Annotated in this window: 10 protein-coding genes; 3 read left to right on the plus strand and 7 right to left on the minus strand. The window is 62.5% G+C overall.

The annotated features are described in order from the left end of the window. Positions 1 to 61 precede the first annotated feature (61 nt). The 4 genes from ACFQ6H_RS02745 to ACFQ6H_RS02760 form a co-directional block, all read right to left on the minus strand. Positions 62 to 2,185, minus strand: coding sequence for a phosphocholine-specific phospholipase C (locus ACFQ6H_RS02745; protein ID WP_378643672.1), 2,124 nt, complete (start codon positions 2,183 to 2,185; stop codon positions 62 to 64). Between the two features lie 106 nt (positions 2,186 to 2,291). Continuing rightward, positions 2,292 to 4,037, minus strand: a complete 1,746-nt coding sequence (locus ACFQ6H_RS02750; RefSeq protein WP_378643674.1) for an Ig-like domain-containing protein — start codon at positions 4,035 to 4,037, stop codon at positions 2,292 to 2,294. Between the two features lie 29 nt (positions 4,038 to 4,066). Continuing rightward, on the minus strand, positions 4,067 to 5,209 hold the full coding sequence (locus ACFQ6H_RS02755; protein ID WP_378448302.1) for an Ig-like domain-containing protein: 1,143 nt from the start codon (positions 5,207 to 5,209) through the stop codon (positions 4,067 to 4,069). Positions 5,210 to 5,478: 269 nt separating this feature from the next. Beyond that, positions 5,479 to 7,386: an O-acetyl-ADP-ribose deacetylase gene (locus ACFQ6H_RS02760; protein ID WP_378643677.1), complete on the minus strand. Its 1,908-nt coding sequence runs from the start codon at positions 7,384 to 7,386 to the stop codon at positions 5,479 to 5,481. 78 nt (positions 7,387 to 7,464) lie between these two features. Between ACFQ6H_RS02760 and ACFQ6H_RS02765 the strand changes: the two genes are divergently transcribed. From ACFQ6H_RS02765 to ACFQ6H_RS02775, 3 genes are all read left to right on the plus strand, one after another. Beyond that, positions 7,465 to 8,145 carry an NUDIX hydrolase gene (locus ACFQ6H_RS02765; protein ID WP_378643679.1) on the plus strand — a complete coding sequence of 227 codons (681 nt, stop codon included), beginning with the start codon at positions 7,465 to 7,467 and terminating at the stop codon, positions 8,143 to 8,145. 61 nt (positions 8,146 to 8,206) lie between these two features. Then, positions 8,207 to 9,331 carry a dihydrodipicolinate reductase gene (locus tag ACFQ6H_RS02770; protein ID WP_378643681.1) on the plus strand — a complete coding sequence of 375 codons (1,125 nt, stop codon included), beginning with the start codon at positions 8,207 to 8,209 and terminating at the stop codon, positions 9,329 to 9,331. Then, positions 9,328 to 9,807 (plus strand): carboxymuconolactone decarboxylase family protein, encoded by a 480-nt coding sequence (locus ACFQ6H_RS02775; protein ID WP_378643684.1) that lies wholly within the window; start codon positions 9,328 to 9,330, stop codon positions 9,805 to 9,807. Before ACFQ6H_RS02770 ends, ACFQ6H_RS02775 begins: the two co-directional genes overlap by 4 nt. Positions 9,808 to 9,809: 2 nt before the next feature. On the opposite strand, the gene ACFQ6H_RS02780 is transcribed toward ACFQ6H_RS02775, so the two are convergent. From ACFQ6H_RS02780 to ACFQ6H_RS02790, 3 genes are read right to left on the minus strand one after another with little or no spacing between them, the layout of a single operon-like run. After that, positions 9,810 to 10,598, minus strand: coding sequence for an SDR family NAD(P)-dependent oxidoreductase (locus ACFQ6H_RS02780; protein ID WP_378530509.1), 789 nt, complete (start codon positions 10,596 to 10,598; stop codon positions 9,810 to 9,812). After that, the gene (locus ACFQ6H_RS02785) at positions 10,588 to 12,333 is read right to left on the minus strand and encodes an amidohydrolase family protein (protein WP_378643686.1); all 1,746 of its coding nucleotides are present in this window, start codon (positions 12,331 to 12,333) and stop codon (positions 10,588 to 10,590) included. The genes ACFQ6H_RS02780 and ACFQ6H_RS02785 overlap by 11 nt, the downstream gene beginning before the upstream one ends. Further along, positions 12,330 to 13,991 (minus strand): class I adenylate-forming enzyme family protein, encoded by a 1,662-nt coding sequence (locus ACFQ6H_RS02790; protein ID WP_378643688.1) that lies wholly within the window; start codon positions 13,989 to 13,991, stop codon positions 12,330 to 12,332. Before ACFQ6H_RS02790 ends, ACFQ6H_RS02785 begins: the two co-directional genes overlap by 4 nt. Positions 13,992 to 14,003 lie beyond the last annotated feature (12 nt).

Here is a 14,003-nt window from a genome sequence, read left to right on the forward strand (position 1 = left end):
GCGGATGGATTGACTTGTCTGACTGGGGATTCGGCCCTGGGCTTGAACGCTCGGTGTCGATTCACGTCGGTTGGCTTACGCTGGTCCGCCCGTTTTCGATGTGTCCGACGAGCACGCGCTTGAATTCAGGATCTTCGTCGACCGTCACGGTGGCCTGATACCAACCGTCCACCGACGGCACCGTCCACCGACCGCGTGCACCCGCTCCGAGCCTGCGTCGATCCCCGTCCACATTGACGGAGAGCGCACGACTTCCGGAATTGGTCGCCGTCAGTACAAGCATGCGCGTCCCTGCGTCGATAGTTGTCGAGACGTCGAGCGAAGCTGCCGCACTGTCGGTCGCTCCGCTGAACTCGCGCCTGAAACCATTGGGACCCAACAGGGTCAGGCTGTAGACCCGGTCACCGAGCGCAACGACGTCGTCGACTTCACCGACGACGTCGTAGTGTCGCGGCTCTTCGAACTCTCCCGCGTACGGGTACAAGGCCAAGTGTGCGGACGCGGCACCGGTATTGGCCAGATGGACCGTCAACGAGCCGGCGCCCGGATCCGCCGTCGCGTAAGCGTCGGGCTGATAGGGAAGTGCTCGCGCAGGCCGAGTTCCCTTTTCCTGCACGGGCATGCTCTGTTCGGTGGGAGGGGTTGGCGTCCATCGCGGTTCCAGTGGCGGTGTGGGTTGCGGGCGCGCCAACGTCGGCCGGCTACGCGGGTTGGCGAAGTCGAACGCCGACGTTAGGTCGCCACTCACCGTGCGTCGCCACGGGTCGATTTCCGGTTGCGTGATTCCGAACCGCTTCTCCAGAAATTGCGTGACGGACGTGTGGTCGAATACCTGCGAACAAACGAAACCTCCGACGGTCCACGGCGAAATGATCGTCATCGGCACCCTCGGGCCGAGACCGAGCGGCTGACCGCCGACCCATTCGGTTTCGATCGAGCGCGGTGGTCTGGGCGGCGGTACGTGGTCGAAGTAGCCGTCGTTCTCGTCGAAGTTGACGATCACGGCCGTCTTCGCCCACAGTTCGGGATCGGAGGCTATGGCGTCGAGCACTTGATAGAGCAGTGTTGCGCTCGCCGCTGGTGACGATCCCGAAGGGTGCTCCGAATCCACTTCGGATGGAACGAGATAGCTGACTCGAGGCAGAGTGCCGGACTCGACGTCTTTCCTGAACTCGGCAGCCAGTGTGCCGGGCCGGGATCGGTACAACGCGCGATCGTAGAGTTGGCGATCAGCGGGTGACAGTTGGTCTGCGGCATTCGCGAGGGCCAGTACCGCTGCGTCCTGGACCGGCGTCGGCATCGACGGCAGGGCGAGATAGAACCCGGCCAAGGTCTGCAGTTCGTAGGGGAGCAGGCTTGGCCGGCCGAGCAACCCTGCCGCCACTTTCTTGAAGGCAGTGAAGTATTCGAGGTTATTGTCTCCGAAGTTGTCCCACTCCTGGTAGGTCTTCCAGGAAATGCCGGCGGACTGCAGTCGCTCGGGGACCGTCGTCCATCCGTAACCGGCGTGCCAGGGGTTGTAGGCCGCATTGGTTACGGCTCGCCCCTCCGGGCCCGGTGGATCCGAAGGAAGTACCGACTCGGTTGGATTCGGCGAGAGTGGTTCGTATCCGGTGTATCCAGAGACCCAATAGTTCCGGTTGGGGCTCGTCGATGTCGGTACGGAGCAGTGGTAGGCGTCGCAGATCGTGAACGCGTCCGCCAGTTCGTAATGGAACGGGATGTCTTGCCGGTCGTAGTACGCCATCGTCGTACCGGTTTTTGCCGCGATCCAACCGTCGTGCCAGCCGTCGGCGAGTGCGGCATGTCCGCCCGCCCAGCTGTGGTCGAGTCCGGTGACGTTCTGGGTGTCCATGCGTTGCGCCGCAGCCGAATCGCGGATGGGGAAGGGGAGCACAGGACCGGTAGGCCCGGGTTGTTCGAAGACGCTGTGGCCGCCGCGCAGACGCAGCGCATTCGGATCCCCGAATCCGCGAACCCCCCTCAGCGCGCCGTAGTAATGATCGAAGGATCGGTTCTCCTGCATGACGAGGACAACGTGCTCGATCGAATCGAGCCCGCCGGAGTTGACGGGTGTCGCGAGTGCACGCTGAAGCGACGGCGGGAGAAGGGAAGTGGCGGCGAGTGCTGTCGCGCCGACCCCGGCAGCGAGAAACGACCGTCGGGAGAGAGGGTTCCTGGACACTTGTGCTCCATCGACAGATCAATCGGTGCAATGACTACGGCCGCGACATGCTGTTGCCGCTGCTCCGAATCGGTGCAGCGGCAACAGCATGTCGAGCGAATTGCGATCAGGAACCGAAGAGACCGCCCAGCGAACCTAGGCTGCCCGAGCCGCCGGTCCCGCCGTCGTCAGGGGCAGCAGAAACCTTGACGACGGATTCGTCCGACGCGGACTGTGTGAATCCACTTCGCCCGGCGTATGCCGCCTTGATTCGATGATCGCCGGTTGACGCGAAAGTGTGCGTCAGCCGTGCCACACCATCGGCTCCGACGACAACGGGTTGTCCGATGGGTTGGTCACCGTCGTAGAACTGAACCGAGCCCCCGCCGGGGTTGGGGGTGACCGTCGCGGACAGTTCTGCCGCGACATTCTGCTTGGCCGTCGAGGGTGCTGCCAGTGAGGTCGAGGTGGTGACATCGGACGGTGCGGGATCAGACACGGTGACCGTCTGAGCGGATGCCATCGACGGCATGAATCCTGTTGCGCCGGAGTAATAGGCCGACACGGCATGAGGTCCAGCCGAGGTGAAGGCATGTTCCAGGGTAACTTTGCCGTCAGTGCCCACCGGGATCGGAGCGCCGATATCTGCAGCGCCATCCTTGAACTGGAGAGTGCCACCGGTCGGTGTCGGCGTGACCTGCGCCCTCAGCGACACCGATACGCCGGTCTTTGCATCGGTAGGAACGTTCACGGCAGTGTCGGTCTGCTTGACGACAGGTGCCGCAGTTACCGTGAGCATCGCCTCGGTCGAGTTGGAACTTTGGAATCCGTTGATTCCCTGGAATGTTGCGGAGACCCGTGCGGTTCCGGCGGTGTAGAACGTATGCGGTAGCCGGGCAATGCCGTCGGCACCCGGCGTGACCGGTGCGCCGACGTCGGCGCCGTCCACCCGGAACTGCACGTTTCCAGTGACCGGAGCCGGATCCACCTTCGCGACAAGCTCTGTCGGTGTACTGGCTTGGATCGAGCCGGGCATCTGGACTGTGGTCGTTGTCGGTTGGCTGACGTAGATGGTGGTCAGAGCCTGGCCGCCGGCGTTGAGGCCGGAGTTCCTGTTGTCTCGCGGGGAGCAGTTGTAGCGCTCCCAGTAGTTGACCGTGAAGACATCCTTTTCGCGCTGGACGAATGTGAGCGCATTTCGGTCGTCGTCGTAGTTGGCGGAGCCGGGATCGGAAACCCTCAACGAAGGCTTGATTTCGGTACCGGCCGCACCAGCTTTGACCGTGACGTCGACCGCGGGGAGTCGGAACTTGGTATTGGCGCCGACGATGATTCCGTCACTGGATCGAACTGCGGAGGACGGACCGTTTCCGGTGGTGCGATTCGATCCGGAGATGCGCAGGTGCGTTCCGGATGCAGAGGGATTTCCACCGTCGTCGATCTGTGTGACTGTTGGAGTGGCACTGTCGGATCCGAGGCCGTATGCACTGTTCGCCACAAGCTGGGAGCTCACGAATTCGACGCCGGACGGGATGTCGAAGTCGTACTTGATTCGGGCCCAGTGCACGACTCCGCGGCTGGCATGCCCGCTGTTGTTTGCCTTCATCTCGTTCGGCTGCACGCGGTAGGTGACGGTCTCACCCGGTGCCGCGGTGGTTGGTGCGGTGATGGTGACTCCCGATCCGAGCGTCTCGTTGAACGTGATCGGGCTTGCCACACCGTCCATCTCGCGCACGTGGCATGCAGTCGTGAAGGGCACGCTCTTGGTCTCGGGGGCCGCAGAGGCGATCCCACCGCCGGCGATCGAGAACAAGCCGCCGGCAAGTACCGAGACGGTTGCAATCGCAGAGCCGCGTAGCAGTTTCGAGTTCATCGACGAATCCTTGTTTCTGTTCACAGTTTTCACGACCCGAATCCGGGGGTGCCGAGGCTGCCGAGGCTCCCGGTGCCAGGCTCGGGCTCGGACGGTTCGACGACGTTGATCGTCACGGCACCCGACATCGACTCCATGAAGCCTGCAGATCCCGTGTAGTACGCCGTGATGTTGTGGTCGCCCGCTGTTGTCATCGTGCGGTTGGCCTTTGCGACACCGTTGACGACAGCCACCGGAGCGCCGAGGTCTACCCCACCGTCACGGAACTGCACTGTTCCACCCGACGGCCACGGAGTGACCGTTGCCGTCAACTCGACGGAGTCGCCGACGACGGCCTTACCGGGCGCTTCGATTCGCGTCTGTGTCTGAGCGAGGCTGGAGTCGACATTGATCACGGCGAGTGGCTGGCCGCCCGCGTTCAATCCGGCCGAACGATTATCGCGCGGTGAGCAATTGGTGGTCAGCCAGTACTTGACTCCACCGAGCAGCGTCTCCTGCTGCAGGAAGGTCAGGTAGTTGGCGGCACTGTCGTAGGAACCCGAGTTGGTGTCGGACACGCGCAGCATGGGCTTGATCTGGGTGCCGACAGCCCCGGACGTGACGGTGACGTCAACTGCCGGGAGCTGGAACGTCTTTCCTCCACCGACCTCGATTCCACCGCCGCCGTTGTCGTCGGTGTTGGGTCCGTTGCCCGCGGTGATGTTGTTGCCGGAGATACGAAGATGCGTCCCACTCGGATCGGGTGAACCGGCATCGTTCACCCGCGTGATCGTCGGGGCGACCCCACCCAGATTCGAGCTGGTGCCCGCCACGATCTGCGCCCCCACATAGGTGGTGCCTGCGGGGATGTCGAAATCGAACTTCAGGCGGGTCCAGTTCACGACAGACCTGAGGTCGTAACCGTCTTTGGGGACCGTCATCGGCTTGGGGGCAAGACGGTAAGTGAAGGTGGAGTTCGGCGGGACCACGGTCGGGGCACTGATCGTGACGCCGGAATCACGCGTCTCGTTGTGTGTGATCGGCCCGGGGAACTGCCACCCATGGCACGATGCCGTGAACGGAAGGTTCACATCAGCTGCGGACGAGACTCCCGCTCCGCCGACGACCAGGGCAACGCATCCGGTCAAGGACGCGGCCACCCCTACTCCTCGGCGCATCAACGTCGACACCATTCACATTCTCCTTGAGTAGCGCCCGAAAAATTCGAGCTCTCGGCTGAAAGCCGGGTCCGGGAACCGGCCTCGAGCTGACAGAGAAGCGAATGCGTCTTGTCGTCTGCTTACCACCAGCTCAAACCCTGGAGAGGAGTAGAACACAGAGCCGGCCGCAAAATCTGCGATTCGGATAAATTGTTGGACAAACGTCCAATCGGTGAAATTTCTCCACTCGATTGATCGCTCTGCAGCGCTTCAAGGTGGAGTGATGTGGGCCCGGTAAACGGTCAGGCGAGGGCGCGGCGCATCAGGTCTGCCGTCTCCTTGTTGAATGCGACCAGTGTGACAGTCTCGACCTCGGTCTTCGCCGCGCGAATCGCTGAAACGGCCTGCCGGACCGCGTCTTCCTTCGGCCAGCCGTAGACCCCTGCCGAGATCAACGGAAAGGCGACGGTTCGGGCGCCGATCGAGTCGGCTACGGCGAGGCTGCGGGTGTACGCCGATCGAAGCAATCCGGATCGGTCCTCGGATCGCGAATACCTCGGGCCGACGGTGTGAATCACGGCCTTGGCGTGCAGCTTTCCCGCAGTGATGGCTACGGCCGCACCCACCGGCAGGCCGTCGGGAAGGCTGGTGTTGCGCAATACCTCGCAAGCCTTCAGGATCTCCGATCCTCCGGCTCGGTGGATCGCGCCGTCGACACCGCCGCCGCCGAGGAGCCTGGAGTTGGCCGCATTGACGATGGCGTCGACGGTCAGCGTCGTGATGTCACCTTCGACGACTGTAATAGCGGGCATGGATCCTCCTGTGTGTCCGACGGCTGTGTTCCAGAGTTCACGCTTGGGGCGAGCCCACGGCATGGCCGAGCGTACGTCGTAGGGATCACGTCCGATCAACATCGAGTATCGCGCCGCAACCGACGGTGTGCGGCTGTGCGCCTGAACGCAATGCAGAAGTACGCGCTTTCCCTCAGCTCGCAACACCTGGACAGTGCGCGCTGCGTCGTCGAGAACGAACTCGAGGTTCGCGTTGGAATCATGGCCGTCGTCGACCAACCAGAACTCGACGTGTTCGGAGCTGACCTGTCGGTTCCCCATGCGGCACAGGCTGACCACGGCGTCGTAGTCCGCAGTGGACACCGCATCGACGCCGCCGAGCATGACGCCGTCGTCGTGCGGGTGCGTCGTCAGGTGGTGGGTTCCGCGAAACCTCGAGTAGTCGAGTTCTGCCGTCGACGGCCAACCGTTCTTGTCGTCGGTACCGCCGCGAGCAGTCTTGATCGCCAGGCGAACCAGATCGGAGGAACGATATCCCGGCCAGCCGTGCATGATTCGGCGCCAGCGCGCGGGAACCGCCGACGCTCCCCAACGGGCGCCGAGAAGGCCACCCGCGATGGCCGCAGTCGTGTCGGTGTCCCCGCCGGCTCGTACGGCTGCTTCCAATGCGTACTGGAGGTGGCGAGCATCGGCATTGTCCGTAGAAGTGATGGCCCACCAAGCAGTCTGAAGTGCATGCACCACCCAACCGTTCTTGGAGAAGTCCTGCGGGTTTCCGGTTTCGGCTAGATCGAGCAGCGGGCCCCAGTATTCGGCGACCTCCTGATCGGCAACGGAGAGGAAGCCGCGAACACCGTCGAAGTTGCCGGCGACAACGGCATGACGGATGGCGTAGGTCCACAACTCGCACGCCTGTCCGGCACGCAGATCATCGTGCGTGAGTGAACTGATCCGGTGCGCGGCCGCCATGGCACCGTCTGCATCGTCCAAGTAGGCGAGGGCGACGGGAGCGGTGCGCATGAGTGAGCCGTTGCCGGCCTTGCGGCCGCTGATTACCTGCGCGCGATTTGTCATCGCGGCTGCGGTTTCGGATCGTGCCGACAGTACCGCTCGCGTCTGGTTGCCGATGTCCTCGGGCTTCGAGTCGTACCACCGGATGAACTGTGCTGCAATGGCATCGAGACCGCCTCGACCTCCGATGTCGATTCCGGTCGCGGCCACCTCGGCAATCGCAACTGCCATCGAGGTGTCGTCAGTCCATTCTCCCGGCGCCCAGTTGAACGGGCCGCCGCCGATCATGTCGATGGCGACCTCGGCCTTCGGGTAGCTGAATTCGTAGCCGGCGCCGAGTGAATCTCCTGCTGCGGTGCCGAGCAGAACGCCGGCCGCTCGATCGGACTGCTGTGCGGTGAGTTTCATGGCTACCTCTTCGGTTCGCGATGATCGTTTGATCAACTTTGCGCTAACCATAGATCATGTTTGAGATAACATGCAAGGGTGAATAAATGGACAGGCACGAGCGGTAAGGGATTGACGGACTATCCGCGTCCGTCTGTGGCAGTGGACGTCGCGGTGCTGACGTACAGCGGTGGATCTCTGAAAGTTCTGGTGGTTCGGCACCGTCTCGGTGCGCTGGCGCTACCGGGAACATTTCTGCACGAACGCGAATTGCTCACGGCCGCTGCCGATCGTGCCCTGTCGGTCAAAGCCGAATTGGCCGAGACGAACTTTCACCAGTTGGCGATTTTCGACCGCCCGGATCGCGACGACCGCGGTTGGGTTCTGTCGGTCGCGCACACCGCCGGCCTGGCGGAATCGGCTCTGCCCGATTCAGCGCTTCTTGTCGATGTGTACGACGATGCGGCGGTAAGTGGGCTTGCGTTCGATCATGCCGACATGGTGCGACTTGCGGTCACGGACCTGCGCACGAGGTATGCGTCGTACGTAGATCCGGACGGATTGTCGGGTGGATCGTTCACCGTTGCCGAACTCAGAGGCCTCTACGAGGTGATCTTCGATCGGCCGTTCCAGAAAGACAGCTTCCGCCGGCAGGTGATCGACGCGCTCGAAAGCACCGGCGAGATGAGTAGGCCAGGTAACGGCCGGCCGGCCGAGACGTACCGGAGGCGGGGTGACGGCGCACTGACTGCGCAGGCAATGGCATTTTTGACCGGATGAAGTGAAACGAATTCTTGCAATTCTGCTGACCTGACGCGCTGAGCTGGGTAATGTCCGATTGATGGGTGCAGTTTCGAATGAAGCCGAGTCCAAGATTCCGACCGTCGTGTGGGGTACAGGCAACGTCGGGCGTGCTTCGATTCGCGCTGTGACAGCCAATCCTGCCCTCGAACTTGTCGGCGTCATCGTTGCCAACCCGGCGAAGGTCGGGCGAGACGCAGGTGATCTTGCCGATCTGGGAGTGCACCTGGGCGTCGCTGCTACCGACGACGCCGAGGCCGTGCTCGCCGCGTCCCCAGGCGCGGTGGTCTACGCGGCGTCCGGTGACATTCGGCCCGATGACGCCGTTGCCGACATCACGCGGGCACTGGCGGCCGGAGCTGTGGTGGTCACACCATCCGTGTATGCGCTGTACGACCCGAAATCGGCACCTCCGGAACTTCGAGATCCCGTCGAAGCTGCTGCCAAGGCAGGCGGCGGCGCCCTGTTCGTCTCCGGTATCGATCCGGGTTGGGGCAACGACATCCTGCCGATTCTCGTCAGCGGGCTCGCGGGGACAATCGATCAGATTCGGTGTCAGGAAATCTTCGACTACACGACCTACGAACAACCGGATTCGGTGCGCTACCTGATCGGAATGGGTCAGCCGATGGACTACGAACCTCCGATGGTCGCGCCCAGTGTTCCCACCATGGTCTGGGGCGGGCAGATTCGGCTCATCGCGCGGGCACTCGGGGTGGAACTCGACGAGATCCGCGAGACCTTGCTGCGCCGCCCGCTCGAGGAAACCGTGTCGACCGAACATATGGGGGAGTTCGCGGCGGGCACTCAGGGGGCACTGCGATTCGAGGTTCAGGGAATCGTCGGCGGGGAACCCTTGATCGTGATCGAACACGTCACGCGTATTCATCCGTCCTGTGCCCGCGATTGGCCGCTTCCACCCGACGGTGGCGACGGTGCGCACAAGGTGATCGTCGAAGGACGACCACGAATAGAGATCAACGTCGAGGCCACCGATGAAGGTGGAAACCGCGCGGCCGGCGGAAACGCCACGGCCGTAGGACGTCTCGTCAATGCAATTCCGTGGTTGCGTCAGGCCGAACCCGGCCTTTACGACGCGCTGGACGTTCCGCTCACACCAGGCGTCGGCAAGCTCGGTGCCCGAGACTCGGAGGTACTCACATGAACATCGACATTCCCGAAGGCAAGAACCCGATTGGCTACGTGTGGGGTGAGATGGTCCCCGGCATCGGACCTGCAGCGGCTGGATTCTCCCAAAAAGTCTACACGGACGGCACTCTCGGCCTCCGCGAGTTCGAAGCGGCCCGGCTAAGGATCGCTCAGATCAACGGATGCATCTTCTGTCAGGACTGGCGCACCGAGCGCGACGGCGAAACGGTGGAGTCGACGTTCGATCAGGCTGTCACCGACTGGCGCAACTCCGATGCCTTCGACGACAGAACACGCCTCGCTGCCGAATATGCCGAGAGATACGCTCTCGACCACCATGGGCTCGACGACGAGTTCTGGGAACGCATGACCGCTCACTATTCCCAGCGGGAAATCGTCGAGTTGAGCATGTGCCTCGGATCGTGGTTGGCCTTCGGCAGGCTCAACCACGTCCTCGGTCTCGACACTCAATGTGTGTTGCCCGGTAACTGAACCTAGTTACCCAGCGTTGTCAGATCCGGGTAGTTCGAGACCTCCCAGCCACCGTCGACGACCAGACTGGTTCCGGTGATGTACGAGGCGTCGTCGCTGGCGAGATAGAGGCAGGGGCCGGCGATCTCGTCGGGAGTTGCTGCTCGGGACATGGGGATTCGGCTGAGGAACATGTCGCGGGCGGGTTCGTAGTTCATGACCGGCGCAACCAAGGGTGTGTCGACCAGGCCAGGTAGAACGGCATTGACCCGGATTCGCGACGCAGCGAGTTCGATCGCGGCATTCTTGCTGAACATCTCGACCCCGGCTTTACCCGTCGCGTACGCGCTTCCATAGGGGCTCGGCACGTGCGCGTTGAGGGAGGACACGTTGACTATCGCGCCGCCGCGACCGTGCTCTCGAATATGTCGCGCTTCATGTTTGGTGCAGAGGAAGACGCCCTTCTGAACCAAATCGATGGTGAAATCCCAGTCGGCCTCGTCGAGGTCGACTATCTGCCCCACCCGCGATGCGCCGGCAACGTTGAAGGCAATGTCGATCCCACCGAATTCCGCTGCCGCCGCGGCAATTGCTTCGGCAACATCGGATTCCTGGGTGACGTCGGCCGGTGCGGCGAGATATGAACCGTCGTGTTGAGCCGCAATCGCCTTCAAAGCATCTGCAGCGATGTCGATTCCGGCTACCTGCGCACCTTCGCTGAGTAGCCGTAGGGAGATGGCCGCACCGATACCTGATGCCGCGCCGGTGACAACCGCGGTTTTGCCGGCAAATCTGGACGTGTTAATGGGCACCTGCCTTCAAGAACTTTCCGGTTCGGCGGTTGCCGAGAACCGGTGCTGCTTCTCCGTCGCCGAAGACGTACTCGCCGCCGACGAACACTGCGGTGACGGTCTGATCGTTGCGATTGACCATGCGTGAGAGGTTGTCGTACTCCACAACCGGGCTCTCCGCGTAGGTCTCGAGTGAATCGTCGAGATGGGCGGGATCGATGACGACGAGGTCGGCGCGGTCACCCAATCGCAGGTGTCCTGCATCCACGTCGTACCACTCGGCCAGTTCACCGGTGAGACGATGCACGGCTGCCTCGACCGTCATGAAGGGCCGGCCGATCTTCTGGGCGTCGTAGACTCGGCGAAGAAGTCGTAGGCCGAAGTTGTAGAACGCCATGTTGCGCAAATGTGCTCCGGCGTCGGAAAATCCGAGTTGGACGCCGTTGTCCCGGGCGAACTTGTCCAGAATTTCCGGCCGGTGGTTCGAGATGGTTGTGCGCCACCGAACCTTCGTGCCGTGTTCGAGGACCAGATCCAGGAAGGCATCGACAGGGTGGAGGCCACCACGTTCGACGCCGACCTGCCCGAAGCTCTTGCCGACCAGGGATCCATCTGGGCAGGATACGATTTCGGCGTCGAAGAAGTCGCGGTGCCAGACTTTGACGCCGAACTTCTGATCGTAGTCCTTGCGGAATTGCCGACGGTACTCCTCGCTCTGCATCAGAACGTTGCGTTCCATCTCATCGGTCAGATGCAGTGCCGCAGCGCCGGATCCGAACTCCTCGAAGACGACCAGATCGATTCCGTCGGCGTACACCTCGAAGGGGACCGGCAGGTGCTGCCAGCGCAAGTCGCCGCCGAGTCGATTGACCAGATGCGCCAGCGGGCCGAGAATTGCCACGGCAAACTTGTTCGACTTGATGTCTGCTGCAGAGAGCATGCTCGTTTTGAGTCGCTTACGCCAGAGGCCCACGCTGGTGAATGCCATGGCACCGGTGCTCACTGGATTGGTGGGGTCTGGTCCGGCCTGAAACACCCGCCCCCGGTTGCGCAGTATCGCGTTGAGTCGGCGGCGTTCCTTCGTGCTTGCATACGTCGACGGTAGGGTTCGTGAGCGACAGGTTTCGCCGTCGAGTTTGTCGAACAGTAGTTGCTGCCCGGACATTCCGACGAAGCCGGCGTCGAGCGCCTCGGTCAATTGTGCTTCCATCGACGCGAGTTCGGCGTCTGTGGGACGCACGTCCTTCCGGGTTGCACGGTCCAGTCCCATCTCGGCGGCCCGCATGTCCGAGTGCCCGATGAAGGCTGCCACGTTGGGGCCCAACGGAAGCGCCTCGAGTGCAGCGACGTACTCTCTCGCGGAGCTCCAGGTCTTGGCACGCGTGAGTGCTTCGACGACGTGTTGACGAGGGATTGCTTCGACGCGGCCGAAGAGATCCCCGGCGTCGGACGGACTGGCGTGAATGGTGGACAGGGAACACGATCCGACAAAGATCGATGTGACCCCGTGCCGAAGGGATTCGCTGAGCGCAGGCCCTTCCAGGATCTCGACGTCGTAGTGCGTGTGAATGTCCACGATGCCCGGGATCACCCACTTTCGTCGCGCGTCGATGATACGGGGACAGTCGATTTCGTCGAGAGGATCGAGGGAGATGGCAGTAACCACCCCATCGCGGATACCCAGATTGCGGACAGCTGGTTTGGCCCCGGTGCCGTCGAACCACAGACCGTTGTTGATCACGGCGTCGTAGGTCATGAGAGAACCACCTTTGCACGTATCGTTTTTCCGGTTGCGTTGCGGGGCAGAGGAGTTGTGCTCAGTTTCCACTTGACCGGTACCTTGAAGTAGGCGAGCCGTTCGGCGACGTAGTCGCGTAGTTCTTCTTCGCCGGCGGCTCCCTCACTCCGCAAAACGACGACCGCCGCAACTTCTTGGCCGAGGTCTGCCGAATCAATTCCGATCACAGCGCATTCGAGTACGGCGGGATGCTCGTCGATGGTCTGCTCGATTTCGAGGGGATAGACGTTCTCGCCGCCGCGCAGGATCAGGTCGGATCGGCGGCCGGTCAGGCGGAGTCGGCCGTCTTCGAACACTCCGAAGTCGCCGGTTCGGAGCCATCGATCAGGCCCGATAGCGGCTGCAGTCGCTGTCTCGTCGTTCCAGTACCCCAACATCACATAGGGACTGCGCGCGCAGATCTCACCTTCCTCGCCGTCGGGGACTGCAACCCCGAAGGGATCGCGCACCTCCACGCTCACCCCGATGATCGGCCGGCCGAGGGTTCCGGGGAACGCGGCAAGTTCTGGTGGTGTGGCAACCGAAATGCCAGTGGAGGATTCGGTGAGCCCGTAGCTGTCCACCAAGGTGTGCTGCGCAAAAGGCAGCCGTGCACGCAGGCGGTCCTGCAAGGCGGGAGATGACGGCGCAGATGCGAGCGCAAAGGCGCTCAGTGAGGTCAGGTCATATTTCTCGATGTCGCCGTGTTCGAGGAGACGGGTTGCCATGGTGGGTACGACCGCCCAGTTGGTGACCTTCTCGCGTTCGACGAGCGAAAGGACTTCGTTGATGTCGAAGGCGCCCTGGTGGATGACCACTGCTCCGCCCGTCGCGAGACGTGGGATCGCGAGGTTATGCAGGCTTGCAATGTGAAACAGCGGAGCGGTCAGCAGATACCGCAAGTCACTCGGTCGGCCGTCGCTGGGTTTGCCGGTGAACGCAGCAGCGAGGCGATCGCTGTAGCGGTGGTAGTCGATGACGGCCAACACGTTTCGGTGAGTGTGAACAGCCCCCTTGGGGCGGCCGCTGGTTCCGCTCGTGTACAGGATGACGGCCGGATCGTCCTCGTCGACGGAAGTACGGGGCAGTGCCGATCCCGAATACTTCGCCATCAAGGCAGGTAGATCTCCTTCCATCGTGAGTACGGGAACATCGGTGTTCAGTTCGGAAAGAATTTGTGCGCGTTTGGCGTCGGCGATCACCACTATGGGGGTGGTGTGATCGATGCCGTACGCCACCTCGCGGGCCACCCACCACGAGTTGAATCCGACGGCGATGGCGCCGAGGGACTGAGCCGCCCAGAAGGTCATCACCCATTCCGGCGTATTGGCGGCAAGTATGCCCACCCGATCGCCTTTGCGGACGCCGTACCGCTCGCGCAGTGCTGTGGCCAATGCTGCTACGGCTTCACCGTGCTCGAGGTAGCTGAAACGTCGGTCCTTGGTCACCAAGTAGTCGCGTGAGCCGTAGTCGAAGGACGCGGCGAGCACGTCGCCGAGTGCCTTGTCACGGTTCTTCATGACGGGCATCGAATTGCCGAGTACATCCTCGACTTGCATTTCGAAAGGACCACCGGGGCCGGTCAATCCGGCCATGACGGACGCGATGAATGCTTGAGTATCAGCGGAAGTGGTCACGTGAAGCGCCTT

Origin of the sequence: Rhodococcus sp. NPDC056506 (genome assembly GCF_042794945.1) — a bacterium.
Classification (GTDB): Bacteria; Actinomycetota; Actinomycetes; order Mycobacteriales; family Mycobacteriaceae; genus Rhodococcus_F.

What these genes read in the sequence shown, in the direction of transcription:
- ACFQ6H_RS02770 (WP_378643681.1), top strand. Translation starts at nt 8,207, where the DNA reads ATGGGTGCAGTTTCGAATGAAGCCGAGTCCAAGATTCCGACCGTCGTG.
- ACFQ6H_RS02755 (WP_378448302.1), bottom strand. Translation starts at nt 5,209, where the DNA reads ATGGTGTCGACGTTGATGCGCCGAGGAGTAGGGGTGGCCGCGTCCTTG.
- ACFQ6H_RS02760 (WP_378643677.1), bottom strand. Translation starts at nt 7,386, where the DNA reads ATGAAACTCACCGCACAGCAGTCCGATCGAGCGGCCGGCGTTCTGCTC.
- ACFQ6H_RS02775 (WP_378643684.1), top strand. Translation starts at nt 9,328, where the DNA reads ATGAACATCGACATTCCCGAAGGCAAGAACCCGATTGGCTACGTGTGG.
- ACFQ6H_RS02785 (WP_378643686.1), bottom strand. Translation starts at nt 12,333, where the DNA reads ATGACCTACGACGCCGTGATCAACAACGGTCTGTGGTTCGACGGCACC.
- ACFQ6H_RS02750 (WP_378643674.1), bottom strand. Translation starts at nt 4,037, where the DNA reads ATGAACTCGAAACTGCTACGCGGCTCTGCGATTGCAACCGTCTCGGTA.